This window comes from Paenibacillus sp. PK1-4R (assembly GCF_030369595.1).
Taxonomy (GTDB): domain Bacteria; phylum Bacillota; class Bacilli; order Paenibacillales; family Paenibacillaceae; genus Paenibacillus.
On the sequence record NZ_CP126535.1, the window covers coordinates 498615 to 512555 of the forward strand.

At 46.3% G+C, this 13941-nt stretch carries 15 protein-coding genes; all 15 read left to right on the top strand.

What is annotated here, in order from left to right; all coding sequences use genetic code 11:
* The first annotated feature begins 129 nt into the window (after positions 1 to 129).
* Positions 130 to 1236 (top strand): Ig-like domain-containing protein, encoded by a 1107-nt coding sequence (locus QNO02_RS02385; protein WP_289390987.1) that lies wholly within the window; start codon positions 130 to 132, stop codon positions 1234 to 1236.
* Positions 1237 to 1619: 383 nt separating this feature from the next.
* The gene (locus QNO02_RS02390) at positions 1620 to 2171 is read left to right on the top strand and encodes a GrpB family protein (RefSeq protein ID WP_289390988.1); all 552 of its coding nucleotides are present in this window, start codon (positions 1620 to 1622) and stop codon (positions 2169 to 2171) included.
* Positions 2172 to 2175: 4 nt separating this feature from the next.
* Positions 2176 to 2583 (top strand): ribosomal maturation YjgA family protein, encoded by a 408-nt coding sequence (locus QNO02_RS02395; RefSeq protein ID WP_091038165.1) that lies wholly within the window; start codon positions 2176 to 2178, stop codon positions 2581 to 2583.
* 28 nt (positions 2584 to 2611) lie between these two features.
* Positions 2612 to 3169 carry a GNAT family N-acetyltransferase gene (locus QNO02_RS02400; RefSeq protein WP_289390989.1) on the top strand — a complete coding sequence of 186 codons (558 nt, stop codon included), beginning with the start codon at positions 2612 to 2614 and terminating at the stop codon, positions 3167 to 3169.
* 51 nt (positions 3170 to 3220) lie between these two features.
* Positions 3221 to 3550, top strand: coding sequence for a DUF952 domain-containing protein (locus QNO02_RS02405; RefSeq protein WP_091038169.1), 330 nt, complete (start codon positions 3221 to 3223; stop codon positions 3548 to 3550).
* A gap of 68 nt (positions 3551 to 3618) precedes the next feature.
* Positions 3619 to 4209: a DUF1572 family protein gene (locus tag QNO02_RS02410; RefSeq protein WP_133386931.1), complete on the top strand. Its 591-nt coding sequence runs from the start codon at positions 3619 to 3621 to the stop codon at positions 4207 to 4209.
* Positions 4206 to 4796 (top strand): histidine phosphatase family protein, encoded by a 591-nt coding sequence (locus QNO02_RS02415; RefSeq protein ID WP_091038172.1) that lies wholly within the window; start codon positions 4206 to 4208, stop codon positions 4794 to 4796. The genes QNO02_RS02410 and QNO02_RS02415 overlap by 4 nt, the downstream gene beginning before the upstream one ends.
* A 3-nt stretch (positions 4797 to 4799) precedes the next feature.
* Positions 4800 to 5633, top strand: coding sequence for a DUF2785 domain-containing protein (locus tag QNO02_RS02420; RefSeq protein ID WP_289390990.1), 834 nt, complete (start codon positions 4800 to 4802; stop codon positions 5631 to 5633).
* Positions 5634 to 5671: 38 nt separating this feature from the next.
* Positions 5672 to 6388 carry a 5-oxoprolinase subunit PxpB gene (gene pxpB / locus QNO02_RS02425; RefSeq protein WP_289390991.1) on the top strand — a complete coding sequence of 239 codons (717 nt, stop codon included), beginning with the start codon at positions 5672 to 5674 and terminating at the stop codon, positions 6386 to 6388.
* Positions 6385 to 7419 (top strand): 5-oxoprolinase subunit C family protein, encoded by a 1035-nt coding sequence (locus QNO02_RS02430; protein ID WP_289390992.1) that lies wholly within the window; start codon positions 6385 to 6387, stop codon positions 7417 to 7419. Before pxpB ends, QNO02_RS02430 begins: the two co-directional genes overlap by 4 nt.
* On the top strand, positions 7416 to 8189 hold the full coding sequence (locus QNO02_RS02435; RefSeq protein ID WP_289390993.1) for a LamB/YcsF family protein: 774 nt from the start codon (positions 7416 to 7418) through the stop codon (positions 8187 to 8189). The genes QNO02_RS02430 and QNO02_RS02435 overlap by 4 nt, the downstream gene beginning before the upstream one ends.
* An 86-nt stretch (positions 8190 to 8275) precedes the next feature.
* Positions 8276 to 8734 carry an NUDIX domain-containing protein gene (locus tag QNO02_RS02440; protein WP_091038181.1) on the top strand — a complete coding sequence of 153 codons (459 nt, stop codon included), beginning with the start codon at positions 8276 to 8278 and terminating at the stop codon, positions 8732 to 8734.
* 643 nt (positions 8735 to 9377) lie between these two features.
* Entirely contained in the window at positions 9378 to 9794 is a 417-nt protein-coding gene (locus tag QNO02_RS02445) for a pyridoxamine 5'-phosphate oxidase family protein (RefSeq protein WP_074093246.1), read from the top strand.
* 477 nt (positions 9795 to 10271) lie between these two features.
* The gene (locus QNO02_RS02450) at positions 10272 to 12521 is read left to right on the top strand and encodes a bifunctional 2',3'-cyclic-nucleotide 2'-phosphodiesterase/3'-nucleotidase (RefSeq protein ID WP_289390994.1); all 2250 of its coding nucleotides are present in this window, start codon (positions 10272 to 10274) and stop codon (positions 12519 to 12521) included.
* Between the two features lie 213 nt (positions 12522 to 12734).
* Positions 12735 to 13793 (top strand): EAL domain-containing protein, encoded by a 1059-nt coding sequence (locus QNO02_RS02455; RefSeq protein ID WP_091038185.1) that lies wholly within the window; start codon positions 12735 to 12737, stop codon positions 13791 to 13793.
* The last annotated feature ends 148 nt before the right edge of the window (positions 13794 to 13941 follow it).

A 13941-nucleotide genomic window follows, 5' to 3' on the forward strand; every position in this document is an offset into this window, starting at 1 on the left:
TCCCATATTATACAATGAAAATCATGAATTGTTCCAAGACTCCCACTTACGAAATTCAACTTTATGCAATTCGTATCCGATATAATATAATAGAAGTAAAATATTGGATTATGGGAGATGGAGATAGAAATGAGTAGAATCAAACTGGCGCTTCGAGGCACACTTGCTCTAATTATGACATTAACAATACTGGTCCCTTCGTTGGCCTTGGCGGCTACTGGTGACGTGAAGTCGATTGAAATAACCAATAGCAGCCCGCAGAAGATGAGTGTTTCCGAAACAGCTGCGCTTCAGGTGATGGCAACGGTAGAAGGTTTTGATAACAAGCAGGATGTTACCGAGGGCGTGACTTGGTCCACCAGTAATGCAGCGGTTGCGACGATGGTGAAAGGCAAAGTCAAGGCTGTAGCCGCAGGCGAAGCAACCATTTTTGCAGAGGTAGACGGGGCTAAAGCCCAGTTGGTTGTCCAGGTGCAGGAGAAAATCAAAAGCATCAAAGCTTCACCGAAATCCTACAGTTTCGTTAAAGGCAGTGAAAGTACACTTCCCAAAGTAAGCATTGTACGGGCGAACGGCAAGGAAGAAGATGTGACGTCCGAGATTGTGTGGTCCGTATCCACTTCTTCGGCTGTGCTGGAAAACGGTAAAATCAAAGGCGTTACACCCGGCAGAGTATTGCTGCAGGGTAAATACGGAACAACGATCGTGAAAGTCCCTGTTGCTGTGACGGATGAGATTACCAAAGTCGAGGTTACACCTGCCTCAATGCAGCTGAACATCAAGAAGTCCAAAGCGTTGAAGGTGATCGGCACCTACGCAAACGGCAAAACGATTAACCTTTCGAAACAAGTGATATGGACCTCTTCCAATACAAATGTAGCTATCGTGAAAAATGGAGCAGTCAAAACGCTGACAGAAGGACAAGCCACCTTGACAGGAACTTATCAAAATCAGACAATAAAGGCAGAGGTTACCGTTGTACCTTTACTCAAAAAGCTGATTACTGGCCAGAAAAAACTGGTCTTGTCTCCGCAGGGAAGTACAACGCTGAGTGTGATGGCCCAGTATGATACGGGCAAGACCACTGTTGTGACCAATAGTGCGGTATGGAGCAGCACAAAGCCGGGCGTAGCGACAGTAACAAATGGCAAGATTGTGGCTGTAGGCAAAGGTAAAACGTCCATAACGGCCAAGTGGGGCAACAAAAAAGTGACGATCCCTGTTACGGTAAAATAAATCTTCATATAATGAAGTGCTTTGCATCAATTCAAAGATAAAATCAGTACATGACACGTTAAAATCATCAATATCATCAATGTAACAGACAACTAGGGGCGTAGACATACGCTCCTTTTTGGATATATAGAAATATGTATCTGGAATGTCTTCTGCTAGAACAACAATATAACTGGATTGGATGGGATGAATATGAAAGCTTCGATTATAAGCTCAGACTCTAACTCTAGTGATCTGGCTTACCTGAAATATCTTCTTTTATCCCTAAGTTCCACACTTACATTTCAACGGAGTACTACGATTGAGCGCATGAAGCAACGCACCTATGGAAAATACAGAGAAGGTTACCATTTAAAATGTCATGATGAAGAGGAGGTGCCTGAATGAAAGATCCAATGCAACCGGAAAATTGGCCTGCCTGGGCGACAGAGTCGGTAGAGATTGCTCCGGCCAACCTCAATTGGGATGCACAGGCTCAGGAAGAAATCCGGCAACTTAAACGTCTTCTACAGCAGTTTAATATCCATCAATTCGAACATATCGGAAGCACATCCATTCCAGGGTTGCCCGCCAAACCCATTATTGATCTGATGGCAGAAGTACAGTCCTGGGATGACATGGATCTGATTGCCGATCAGCTGAATCCGTTGGGCTGGAACTATGTTCCGCCTGAACTGGATGGCCGGGATTATCGACGATTCTGGGTGAGAGTTAAGGATGGCAAGAGAGCTGTACACCTTCATCTGATGCGCCCGGGAGAGGACCGTTGGGATCGTCAAATTCGGTTTCGGGATGTGCTGAGAAAACGCCCAGATCTGGTGGAAGCTTACGCCGTCCTGAAGACGAAGCTTGCTGATGAGAACAAGGAAGATAGGGAATCGTATACCGCTGCCAAAACGCAATTTATTTTACAAGTGCTTGATGAAGGCGTGTGATTGATTGAAAAGCGTACTTATCAGAGACAGGCTGATCTATTTCTTCGCAGTCATGATGACCATGGCGGCAGGACTCGCATCCAGACACTTTGGTGAACGAATGCCGGGTTGGGTACATGAACATTTCGGGGATGCATTATGGGCGGGCATGATTTATTTCGGAGTACGCATGGTGTGGCCTCATCGCAGCTTGGTATGGGCGATGTGTTTGAGCTGCGTATTCAGCTGGATGATTGAGTTCTCGCAGTTGATTCAGACGGCTTGGCTAATTGAGATACGCTCAACCGTATTAGGTGCTCTTATTCTGGGACATGGTTTTCTGTTAATCGATCTGATTCGATATTCGGTCGGTATTCTGTGCATGGTTATGATAGATCGTTATTTCCTGAGAAATAAGATGGCTGGATCATGAAATCAAGTGAATCATGGAGGTGTGCTGAATGAATGTAGAAAAACTTTTTGCCGAATCGCCGGAATTCGAAACACAGCGGTTAAAGCTGAGACGCCTTGCGATGGATGATCTCGATGAATATTATGCATTTGCCTCTGATCCGCGAGTGAGTCAGCAAAGCTTGTGGAACTGTCATGAGACGGTGGAGGATTCAATTCAATATATTCAGCGGGTACTGGATAATTATGAACGGAAAAATGTACATATCTGGGCTTTTGTCCTGAAGGAAACAGGGACCTTGATCGGGAGGGGTGGCGTCTTTCATCTCAACGAACCCATGCAGAGTGCTGAACTGGGATACGCGATAGCCAGCAGTCAATGGGGTAAGGGGCTTGCAGCAGAAGCGATGCAACCTATCGTGGATTATTGCTTTCGGGAACTGGACTGCAATCGGTTGGAGGGGAAATGTAATGCAGGCAACATAGGCTCTGCACGCGTAATGGAGAAGCTGGGCATGTCGTACGAAGGTTTGTTACGCAAACAGTTGAAGATCAAAGGTGTATTTACGGATCAAAAAGTGTACTCCCGTATCCGGGATGATCTATAATACTTCCAATGACACATAGGGTACATCGCAGAAATTGAAGGAGGCGGAACCATGATCTATAGTATTATTTCCCGTTCGTTGTGGGAGCAAGTGTCAAAGGGGAGTGAGTATGCACCAGATAGCCTGGAGACGGACGGATTCATTCATTGTTCCACCAAGGAACAGATCCCATGGGTAGCCGGGCAATATTATGCAGGCCGCACGGATTTATTATTACTTAGTATTGATGAGAAGGCGTTGAAGCCGGAACTGGTATATGAGGATCTCTACGAATTGAATGAGCTATTTCCACATATCTATGGAGAACTCAATCTGGATGCGGTTCGCAAAGTCATTCCATTTGAACCGAATGCAGACGGCACATTCTCATTTCCTGAATAAATAACATGTGACGCTTCTGTTTGGACGTGATCAGGGGACAACATACTTTTCCGAAGGGTGGTTAATGGATGGATATGAATCAGGTTTTTCTGGAGACAGCGGAGAAACAATTCCTGTATTATAAGCAGCTCGGGGAAAAAGCCATGGCACAACTGGAGTCCGAGCAATTGTTTCAATCCTGGAATGAAGACGCGAACAGTATTGCGGTAATTGTAAAACATCTATGGGGCAATATGCTGTCCCGTTGGACGGATGTACTGACAACAGATGGTGAGAAACCGTGGCGTGAGCGAGATGCTGAATTCGTGAATGAACTTACATCCCGGGAAGAGTTGCTCGCTAAATGGGAAGAAGGCTGGACATGCCTACTCGAAGCCATTCGTTCGTTTACCCCGGAACAATTGTCTCATATCATATACATTCGAAATGAAGGTCATACCGTCATGGAGGCAATTATTCGGCAATTGGCGCATTATCCGTATCATGTCGGGCAGATTGTATTTGCCGCGAAAATGCTTAAAGAAACAGCTTGGGACAGTCTCTCCATTCCGAGAAACGGGTCTTCTCAATATAATGGCGGCAAATTTGCCAAGCCGAAGGCACGCAAACATTTTACAGAAGATGAACTTCATATAGAAAAAGGTGAGGAACAACAATGACTCAAATTGCATTGATTCGCCATGGAAGCACAGCGTGGAATAAGGAAAAACGTTCGCAGGGACAGACGGATAACCCGCTGGATCAGGATGGCAGGGAACAGGCCGTTTTACTTGCTGCGAGACTAGCCGAAGAATCCTGGGATGCCATCTATGCAAGTGACTTGGAGCGTGCAAGTGAGACGGCTCGCATCATTGGTGATCGCTTGGGTATTCAAGAGATTCATCTGGACCCTAGACTTCGCGAGATGGGCGGAGGACAGGTCGAAGGAACGACGGAAGAGGAACGGTTAGCCAAGTGGGGAGTGGACTGGAGTACTCTGGATCTGGGACGTGAGCTTGCAGATGCAGGGACTGTTCGAGGCAGTGCGGTGCTTGAAGATATTGTACAGCAGCACCCCGATGGAAGAGTGATCGTTGTCAGTCACGGAGCCGTTCTGCGGAATACACTGCGAGGTCTGGTGCCTGAGCTTGATATCAGCGTGAAGCTGTCCAACACATCCATTACCCGGATTGCCAAGAAAGATGATACGTGGCAATGCGAACTGTACAATTGCAGCGTGCATTTGAATTCGCCCAGGGAGTCTTAAGAGATGGATGCTCTGACGTTAAAACAAAAATTACAGCATATTCAGTCGTCTAATCATTCCATTGATCACATAGAACAGCCTTACGAATTGGCACTGCATATGATGCAGCATATTGGTAGTACTGACCCTGTCCTGCGGGATGAATTGATCTATGTTACGTTTGCAACCTGGATTGGACAGGGTGTATTTTCGGAAGATCAGTTAAGGCATGTGTTGCAGTTGGCGCTGGACGATCAGCACCTGTTCTATGGGATCGGAGAGCAGGGAACGGATAGTGTGTTTACGCGGACGTTCTCCGTATTGTTACTGCCTCCAATTCTGAATGTGGATCGTCAGCGACCTTTCCTGGACAAAGAGGATATCGCAGGGATTCATCATCGGTTGACTACATATCTGGAATGCGAAAAAGATCTTCGCGGCTACGCCGATAATAAAGGCTGGGCGCATGCCTCTGCACACGCGGCGGATGCGGTTGAAGACTTGGCACAATCGCCATATCTGGAGCGAGCGGATCTGCTGGAACTTCTGCATGCACTCGCTGTAAAAATAACGGAATCAAGTGTGGTTTACATCCATGATGAAGATCAGCGAATAGCGCATGCTGTAATTACTATTCTGCGTCGCAATCTGTTGGAGCAAAAGGATATTACGGCGTGGATCGATTCCCTTCATCAAGGAGACCATGCGGTGAACAGATCACTTCTGGAAAACAGTCATAGGAGCCTGAATGTGCGTCTGTTTTTGCAGACACTGTATCTTGCGATACGTACAGAAGAAGACGAGCCTTTTTCGTTGGTTCGTTCACTGGTATTGCAGGCATTGGAGAGAGATAAATAACGATACGCTAAACGTGTGGACAAAAGGGGAGATGGCGCATGACCAAATTGACGTATGCATGGACGGAAGAGATCTTATCACCACTGGGTGAGACAGCAGTTATCATTCAGTGCGGAGATCAATTGTCTGACGCGGTGCAACGCAGAGTGATGTCTGTATGTGCTTTGCTGGAAAAATGCACTCTGTCAGCCATGATCGAATGGGTGCCTTCATATACGTCCGTTACAGTATTTTATGATCCGTTCATCTCCCCGTACCCCGAGTTATGCCGTATTCTGCTTCAGCAGTTGAATCAAATGAAGGAATCCGTCCAAGACAAACCCAGAACGGTCACGATTCCCGTATGTTATGGTGGCGAGTGGGGGCCTGATCTGGACTACGTTGCCAGTGAACATGGACTGACCCCAGAAGACGTTATTGCGATTCATACATCCGGGGAGTATCTCGTACATATGATTGGATTTGCACCGGGTTTTCCGTATCTCGGCGGGTTGTCTGAACAGATTGCTACGCCCAGACGGGCAACGCCAAGGCTTCGGGTTGAGGCGGGTACAGTAGGTATTGGTGGCAAACAGACGGGAATCTATCCAGTGGACACACCTGGAGGATGGCAATGTATTGGACAAACGCCACTCCGGTTGTTTCGGCCGGATGAGAACGTACCGAGTTTACTGGCAGCAGGTGATCGGGTTCGATTTGAACAGATTACGATGCAGGACTATCTGGCGTTGAAGCGGAAGGAGGGCGAACGATGAGTATCGAAGTGATTCGCCCTGGTCTGTTATCTGCCGTTCAGGATGAAGGCAGAACCGGCTATCGCCGGTATGGTATTCATCCTGGCGGGGTCATGGACACCTTTGCAGCCAGAGCAGCCAATATGCTTGTGGCCAACTCCCGACATGCGGCAGTGCTGGAGATGACGATGACAGGGCCAGAGCTTCGATTTCAGGAGAGCCAGCTTATCTCATTATGTGGGGCCGATCTGACGGCAACGGTGGATCATCTGCCTGTACCTTTGTGGCGTCCGGTGCTGGTGCGGGCTGGAAGTGTACTGAAGTTTGGTCAATGTCGTCATGGTTTGCGTGGATATCTGGCGATTGCGGGTGGAATAGCTGTGCCTGAAGTGATGGGCAGTCGAAGTACAGACCTCAAGACAGGTCTTGGCGGTATGGATGGGCGAGCCTTACGCGTGGGGGATCTGTTATCCATAGGTGAACCTTCTGGTGAAGCGCAAGGTTGGATGCAGCGTATGGAGCAGCAGGTAAAGGAGAGTGAGCGGGACCACCGAATATTGGCGCCTGCGTGGCTTTTATCTGAACGGGAAAGACCTGACTATTATGGGCAACCTGTTATTCGTGTGATGGAGAGCAAGGATAGTTCGCTGTTCAGCCAAGAAAGTCTGGGACAATTCTATGCCGAAAAATACGTGATCACTTCACAATCCGATCGGATGGGCTATCGCTTGCAAGGCTCCAGACTGGAGCTGGATCAGGCCCTGGATCGGCTGTCAGAAGCCGTTACCTATGGCACAGTGCAGGTGCCACCTGATGGCCAGCCCATCATCTTGATGGCAGATCATCAGACGATTGGAGGTTATCCTGTCATTGCACAGGTAGCTCGGGTGGATATACCTATCCTGGCTCAGGCTAGGCCAGGAACCCAAATTTCTTTTAAACAGATTACGCATGATCAAGCCGGACAGTTGTATATGGAACAGGAAATCAATATGCAGCTCATGGATAAGCTGATACGCAGAAGAATGGCTGGAATGGAGGGCACTCAATGAATACCTCGAAAACCTTGGATATCAATTGTGATCTGGGCGAAAGTTATGGTATATATCGCACTCTGTCGGACGAAGCCATTCTACCCTTGATTACATCAGCCAATATTGCCTGCGGGTTTCATGCAGGAGACCCGGCTACAATGCGGCTGACGGTGGAGAGGGCATTGGAGCATCAGGTTGCGGTTGGAGCCCACCCCGGGTTGCCGGATTTGCAAGGGTTTGGCAGAAGACGTATGGACATTACCCCACGGGAAGCATATGACATGGTGGTATATCAGATCGGTGCGCTGGATGCCTTTGTCCGTGCAAGCGGAGGGCGAATGCATCACGTAAAACCGCACGGTGCTTTATACAATATGGCCGCAGAAGATGCGAAGCTTGCTGAAGCCATCGCCGAGGCGATCTATCAAGTAAAGCCTGACCTGTATTTGTATGGTCTGGCGGGCAGTGAGTTGATTCACGCTGCGGATCGCATCGGTATGCGCAGTGTGAGCGAGGTGTTTGCAGATCGAACCTATGGGGCGGATGGTAAGCTAACCTCTCGAAGCCAAGCAGGAGCTGTCATTGAAGAGTCGGGACAAGCGATTGCTCAAGTACTCCAGATGGTGAAAGACGGCGTGGTTGTATCCACGGATGGTACGTTGGTTCCCATTAAGGCAGAGACTGTCTGTATCCACGGTGACGGAGCGAATGCTCTGGCATTTGCTCAAGAGGTTCGTCGTGTGCTGGAATCGGAAGGCATTAAGTTATCCGTGCATACAACAGAATGATACGCCTGTTCAGTAGAACATTAGTAGTATCAGATTGTTCGGATTGAACTTTGAAATTTTGGAATGACAAGGAGTGAATGAACAGAATGAAACCCATACGCAACTCGGCGAAAGCTGTCATTGTGCAGAATGGACAATTGCTGGTCATCCGGCTGGAAGATCAATATGGTACTGCTTATGTGTTCCCAGGTGGAGGACAGGAGAAAGGTGAAGAACTCAAGGATGCGGTCGCGCGCGAATGTCTGGAGGAGATTGGTCAGGCCGTGAACGTGGGAGAGCTGTTACATATCCGGGAGTATATCGGAAAAAATCATGAATTCGCCGAGTGGGATGCAGACATCCACCAGGTTGAATTTTATTTTGCGTGCAGCCTGATAGATCCGGAGGCAACCGTTTTTGAAGGCTCCAATCCAGACGACCACCAAGTCGCTGTGGAATGGATTGCACTTGAAGAGCTGTCCCAAATTCGTTTATATCCAAAAACAATTGGCGAATTGCTGCTTAAATCGGATTCTTCATCAATCTATCTTGGAGATTTGAATTAAATCAGCCAAGAAGAAATTAAGCGCTAACCCCTTTATGTAAACATTTTTATAATCAGCTTTTCCAATTTTGTCACGTTTGCGTATCGGTTCATGGATTCACCATAGGTGAGGTGGGTACACTATAAGTACAGGCTTATTACAGAGTTGCATTAAGCTGTCTCTAGTTATAAGCGATTAATGAACTGTCATTAAACAAAAAGAGATAGTAACAATTACACTTCTCTTTGTACTTTTATTAATCAACCTTAATTGGGAGAACGGTAGACGTAGTGGAGGGGACGGAATCGATTCTGAGGAAGCGAAGTGTTCGCATGTATCTTGGATTTTCAATCATATATCCTTTGGAATTAAGCATTCACACGATAACGGAGAGGACAGAAGAAACCTGAAAAAGCGAAGCGCTCGCCTTTATCACCGGATTTTCCCTTTAGAAAAAGGGAATCAAAAAAATCTGGGGATAACAGCGATTGGAAGGTTGTTCTGTCATCGTAGTGCCAGTGTGAATCGGTTTTAATCCAATGCATATGAGGAAGAGATCAGGATCATTGAGAGATAACAGCGATCCAAAGAACGATCCGTACCCGAAACGGCCGCCTACAAGAGTCCTTCCAATATACCTCCAAAACCGAAAGGAGCACTTCCCATGAACCAGACTGAATTGGAACAAAACATTGTAAAAGCATTGGAGAACAACCCTTTTTGCAGCTTCTCCACTGTGGAGAATGGTAAACCGAAATCCCGTTATATGGCGCTTTTCAACGATGGACTGAACATTCATCTGGCAACGAACCGCCGAACACACAAAGTAGAGGAACTGGAGAATAATCCGAATGTTAGCCTGCTACTTGGTTACGAGGCTGGTGGTTCCAAGGAAGTAGTTGAGATTGAAGGAACCTGTGAAGTGACAAAGAACGAAGGTTTGCGTGAGCAAGTGTGGAACGATGAACTGAAGGCGTGGTTCGATGGACCTAATGATCCGAACTATGTCATTCTGGACATCACCCCGACTCGTATTGAATACACAGGGAAAGATCATGAGCATCATGTGTGGGAACAATAATCCGAATATGAAAATAACCTCTGCAAAGTAGCGTCCTTATGCGAAAATACGCGCAGAGTTTAATCCAACCGTGAAAGCCATTAAGGTTTCACGGTTTTTAGCATGGATGAATAAAGCTGAATTGGATATACATGTAAGACACGTGTAATATACGTATTTTAAAGATAATAAGCACTATATACCTACTAAAATGTTGAAAAAATTGTCGAAATCACGCATGATAATGTAAACTCGCCTAGGTATGTGCGTGTAATGTAAAAAATAATGCTTTTCAATGGCTGAACATTGCGTTATGATTTGGAATGTAAACGACAAGCACAGACATAAATAGATGTTCATGTGAGATAAACTTACCTGAAATTCCGATGCATGTCATCAGAGCGTCAGTACGCACAACCCATGAAATCTATCTTTTTTCTGCGCTCTTCGTTTGCCCATTAATGCATGATTCAATGTACATAACCGGGAGGGGTTATTTTGAAAACGAGTAAAAAAGTATTATCAAGCCTGACTGCCGCTTTGGTTGCATTAAACGTGCTTGCGGTGTTTCCGGTACCTGTATCGGCTGCGGATGCTGCCAAAGTTAAACTGCGGATCATGGAAACCACAGACATTCATACCAATCTGGTTAACTATGACTACTATTCCGACAAAGAGACAGACCAGTATGGACTTGCCAAAACAGCTACACTGATTAAGAAAGCCCGTGACGAGGCGAAGAACAGCCTGCTGTTTGATAACGGGGATCTGATTCAGGGGAATCCGCTGGGAGACTACTCTGCGAAAATTGATCCACTGAAAAAGGGTGAGACTCACCCAGTATATAAAGCGATGAATCTGCTCGATTATGATGCAGGTAACATCGGTAACCATGAGTTCAACTATGGTCTGGACTTCCTGGACATGACGCTGGAGGGAGCAAACTTCCCTTACATTAATGCCAATGTCTATGTAGACGATGGTGATGATGATGAGACAAATGACAAGAACTATTTCACCCCGTATGAGATTTTGGATAAAAAGGTAACGGATGAGACTGGCAAAGAACATACGATCAAAGTAGGTGTGATCGGATTTGTACCGCCACAAATCATGCAGTGGGACAGCGCTAACCTTGAAGGCAAAGTAATCGCCAAGGATATTATTGCTACCGCGAAAAAATTCATTCCAAAAATGAAGGCTGAAGGTGCCGACATTATTGTAGCTATTCCTCACTCCGGATTTGAGGAAATTCCTCAAACGGATCTGATGGAGAACTCCGTACTGTATCTGAGCCAAGTTGAAGGCATTAATGCCATTCTATTTGGACATGCCCACAAAGTGTTCCCAAGTGCTGATTTTGCCGGCAAAAAAGGGGTAGACCTGGAAAAGGGCACCATTAACGGCGTTCCTGCTGTAGAGCCAGGATTCTGGGGTGATCATCTGGGGATTATTGATCTGGATCTAGAACAAGTGGATGGCAAATGGAAAGTGGTCGATTCCAAAACGGAAGCACGCCCAATCTATGACACAGCGGGCAAAAAACCATTAGTAGAGGCTGATCAGGACATCATTGATGCGGTTCATGAAGAGCATGAAGGTACATTGGAGTATGTTCGTGGTCCGGTGGGCGAAACGACTGCACCTATCAACAGCTTCTTCGCTCTGGTTCAGGATGATCCATCCATTCAGATCGTAACGAATGCACAGAAATGGTATGTCGAAAAACATATGCAAGGTACGGAATACGAGAAAATCCCTGTATTGTCCGCAGGTGCACCATTCAAAGCCGGTGGACGTTCAGGCGCTTCGTATTACACGAATATTCCTAAAGGCACCATTGCGATCAAAAACGTTGCTGACCTGTACGTATATCCAAATACGGTACATGCTGTAATGGTTAACGGCGCAGAACTGAAAGAATGGCTGGAATGGTCTGCAGGCCAGTTCAACCAGATCGACCCGGCTAAAGGTGGACAACAACAACTGATCAACAATGACTTCCCAACGTATAACTTCGATGTTATTGATGGTGTAACGTATCAGATTGATGTGACGCAACCATCCAAATACGATAGCAAAGCTACGATCGTTAATGCATCCGCAAGCCGGATCAAGGACCTGAGCTTTAACGGAAAACCGGTTGACCCAGCTCAAAAATTCATTGTAGCGACAAATAACTACCGTGCTTCTTCATCCAAACTGGCTAACCCGGACGGCAAACGGATCGTTCTGGCTGCACCGGATGAGAACCGTCAAGTGATCATCGACTACATCCGTGAGAATAAAACGATTAATCCGGCAGCGGACGGCAACTGGTCCCTGGCACCAATTAAACCATCTGCTGGTGTAACCGCAGCAGCACTGAATGATCTTGAAGTTGTGTTTGCTTCTTCCCCGGATGCGAAAGGTCTGGTTGAAGCGAACCCGGCGATGTCATTCATCGGTACAAACAATGAAGGTTTTGCAGAGTATGGCTTGAAACTGACAGGTGAAGCAACGACAACACCTGAAACAGGTACGGAGCCAGCTCCAACGCCTAAACCAACGCCAACACCGACGCCTAAGCCACAACCTGAGAAACCGGCAACCAACAACAAGGTTGTATATGTAGTGAAAAAAGGGGATAACCTGTACCGCATTGGTTTGAAATATAGTGTGGACTGGCGCAAACTTGCGACAGCTAACAAAATCTCAAATGTGCATAACCTGAAAGTTGGACAGAAAATCGTGATTCCCGCTTCTTAAAGTTTAATAAGTGGTGAGGAGACCGACAGTCATCAGACTGTCGGTCTTTTTTTCTGCAAATTTGAATATATTTGTTCCAAGAACCGTCATACAGGAAGTCATCAAAACAGTAGAGATTAATTTTAAGACCCATGATATAATATTTACAAACTTTGGGTATATACAAGTGAACATTAATGGACATGGAATCTAAATTGGCAAGGGGGGTCCTACATGAATTGCAGTGGCTGCAGTCCAATCTATCCTATAGAGGGCCAAGGTACCTTGTACTTGCGTCCCATTTCCCCCGCTTTGCTGGAAGCGCTACAAACGCCGGGAAGACTTATCGAGACGTCGGATGACATGATGTGGATGCATTTTTCGAATCTGGAGACGGTTCAGAGCTTAATAGAAAAGATCGGCGAAATTGATCCGACATTACGTGATTCCCTAACTGTTCAGATTATGCCTATATACGAACAGGCTAATGAAGAAAGCTGGATTAGTCTAACCATGCAGGAGTCCCGTTTCAAACATGCGGAGCTTGTTTCCATTATTCTGGAGCATCAATTCAGCAGTCATATGCAACCCATCGTTGATGCATCGGAGCAGATTATCGGATATGAGTTTTTGCTTCGTCCTGCTGAGAATGGAAAATCCTTCAGTTCCTATGAATTATTTGAAGTTGCGCGTGAGACCGGACTACATTCTTTTCTGGATCGATTGGCGCGTATTACTGCTATTGAGACCAGTGCCCTTTTTCTGCCGCATGGTGTCAAACGCTTCGTAAATTTCCTGCCTTCCTCCATATATAATCCCGAATATTGTCTGACACATACATTTGAAGCGATTGAACGCCTTTCGCTGGACCCTAAAGATTTTGTGTTTGAAGTCGTGGAAACAGAGCAGATTCAGCATATGCCCATCTTACAGCAAATATTTGAGGTATATCGTTCCCGTGGAATGTCGGTTGCACTGGATGATGTGGGTGCCGGATATTCGACAATAGAGTTGATGAATCGGTTAGAACCGGATTTTGTCAAAATAGATCGAAGTCTTATTGACCGTTGTGATCAGGATTCGACCAAACAACAGCAAATTCTTCATATTGTTGAGATGTCGAGTCGATTTGGAGGGCAAGTCCTTGCCGAGGGGATTGAACGGATGGAAGAGTTTGAATTCTGTCGTTCCATAGGTATTGAGCTTGCCCAGGGCTACTATTTTGGTAAACCCTCGGCACAACCGCCAGGCGGTCCGTACTCCAATACTTCATCTAATTCATGGAATAATTAGTAACCTGTACCTTGTACAAGTCGCTTCTGATCAGAGGTGGCTTGTTTGGCGTGCCTGCACATTTTTCTCTCAAATAAAAACCCTCATTTAGCCGATATATAAGATAAGCCTTTTAGATTGATCCATACATACAAAGAAAGAGGGCATT

Excerpts from the sequence above, each read along its gene's own strand:
- QNO02_RS02415 (WP_091038172.1), top strand. The coding sequence starts at position 4,206 with ATGACTCAAATTGCATTGATTCGCCATGGAAGCACAGCGTGGAATAAG.
- QNO02_RS02455 (WP_091038185.1), top strand. The coding sequence starts at position 12,735 with ATGAATTGCAGTGGCTGCAGTCCAATCTATCCTATAGAGGGCCAAGGT.
- QNO02_RS02400 (WP_289390989.1), top strand. The coding sequence starts at position 2,612 with ATGAATGTAGAAAAACTTTTTGCCGAATCGCCGGAATTCGAAACACAG.
- QNO02_RS02435 (WP_289390993.1), top strand. The coding sequence starts at position 7,416 with ATGAATACCTCGAAAACCTTGGATATCAATTGTGATCTGGGCGAAAGT.
- QNO02_RS02405 (WP_091038169.1), top strand. The coding sequence starts at position 3,221 with ATGATCTATAGTATTATTTCCCGTTCGTTGTGGGAGCAAGTGTCAAAG.
- QNO02_RS02420 (WP_289390990.1), top strand. The coding sequence starts at position 4,800 with ATGGATGCTCTGACGTTAAAACAAAAATTACAGCATATTCAGTCGTCT.
- QNO02_RS02390 (WP_289390988.1), top strand. The coding sequence starts at position 1,620 with ATGAAAGATCCAATGCAACCGGAAAATTGGCCTGCCTGGGCGACAGAG.
- pxpB (WP_289390991.1), top strand. The coding sequence starts at position 5,672 with ATGACCAAATTGACGTATGCATGGACGGAAGAGATCTTATCACCACTG.
- QNO02_RS02410 (WP_133386931.1), top strand. The coding sequence starts at position 3,619 with ATGGATATGAATCAGGTTTTTCTGGAGACAGCGGAGAAACAATTCCTG.
- QNO02_RS02385 (WP_289390987.1), top strand. The coding sequence starts at position 130 with ATGAGTAGAATCAAACTGGCGCTTCGAGGCACACTTGCTCTAATTATG.
- QNO02_RS02430 (WP_289390992.1), top strand. The coding sequence starts at position 6,385 with ATGAGTATCGAAGTGATTCGCCCTGGTCTGTTATCTGCCGTTCAGGAT.
- QNO02_RS02445 (WP_074093246.1), top strand. The coding sequence starts at position 9,378 with ATGAACCAGACTGAATTGGAACAAAACATTGTAAAAGCATTGGAGAAC.
- QNO02_RS02440 (WP_091038181.1), top strand. The coding sequence starts at position 8,276 with ATGAAACCCATACGCAACTCGGCGAAAGCTGTCATTGTGCAGAATGGA.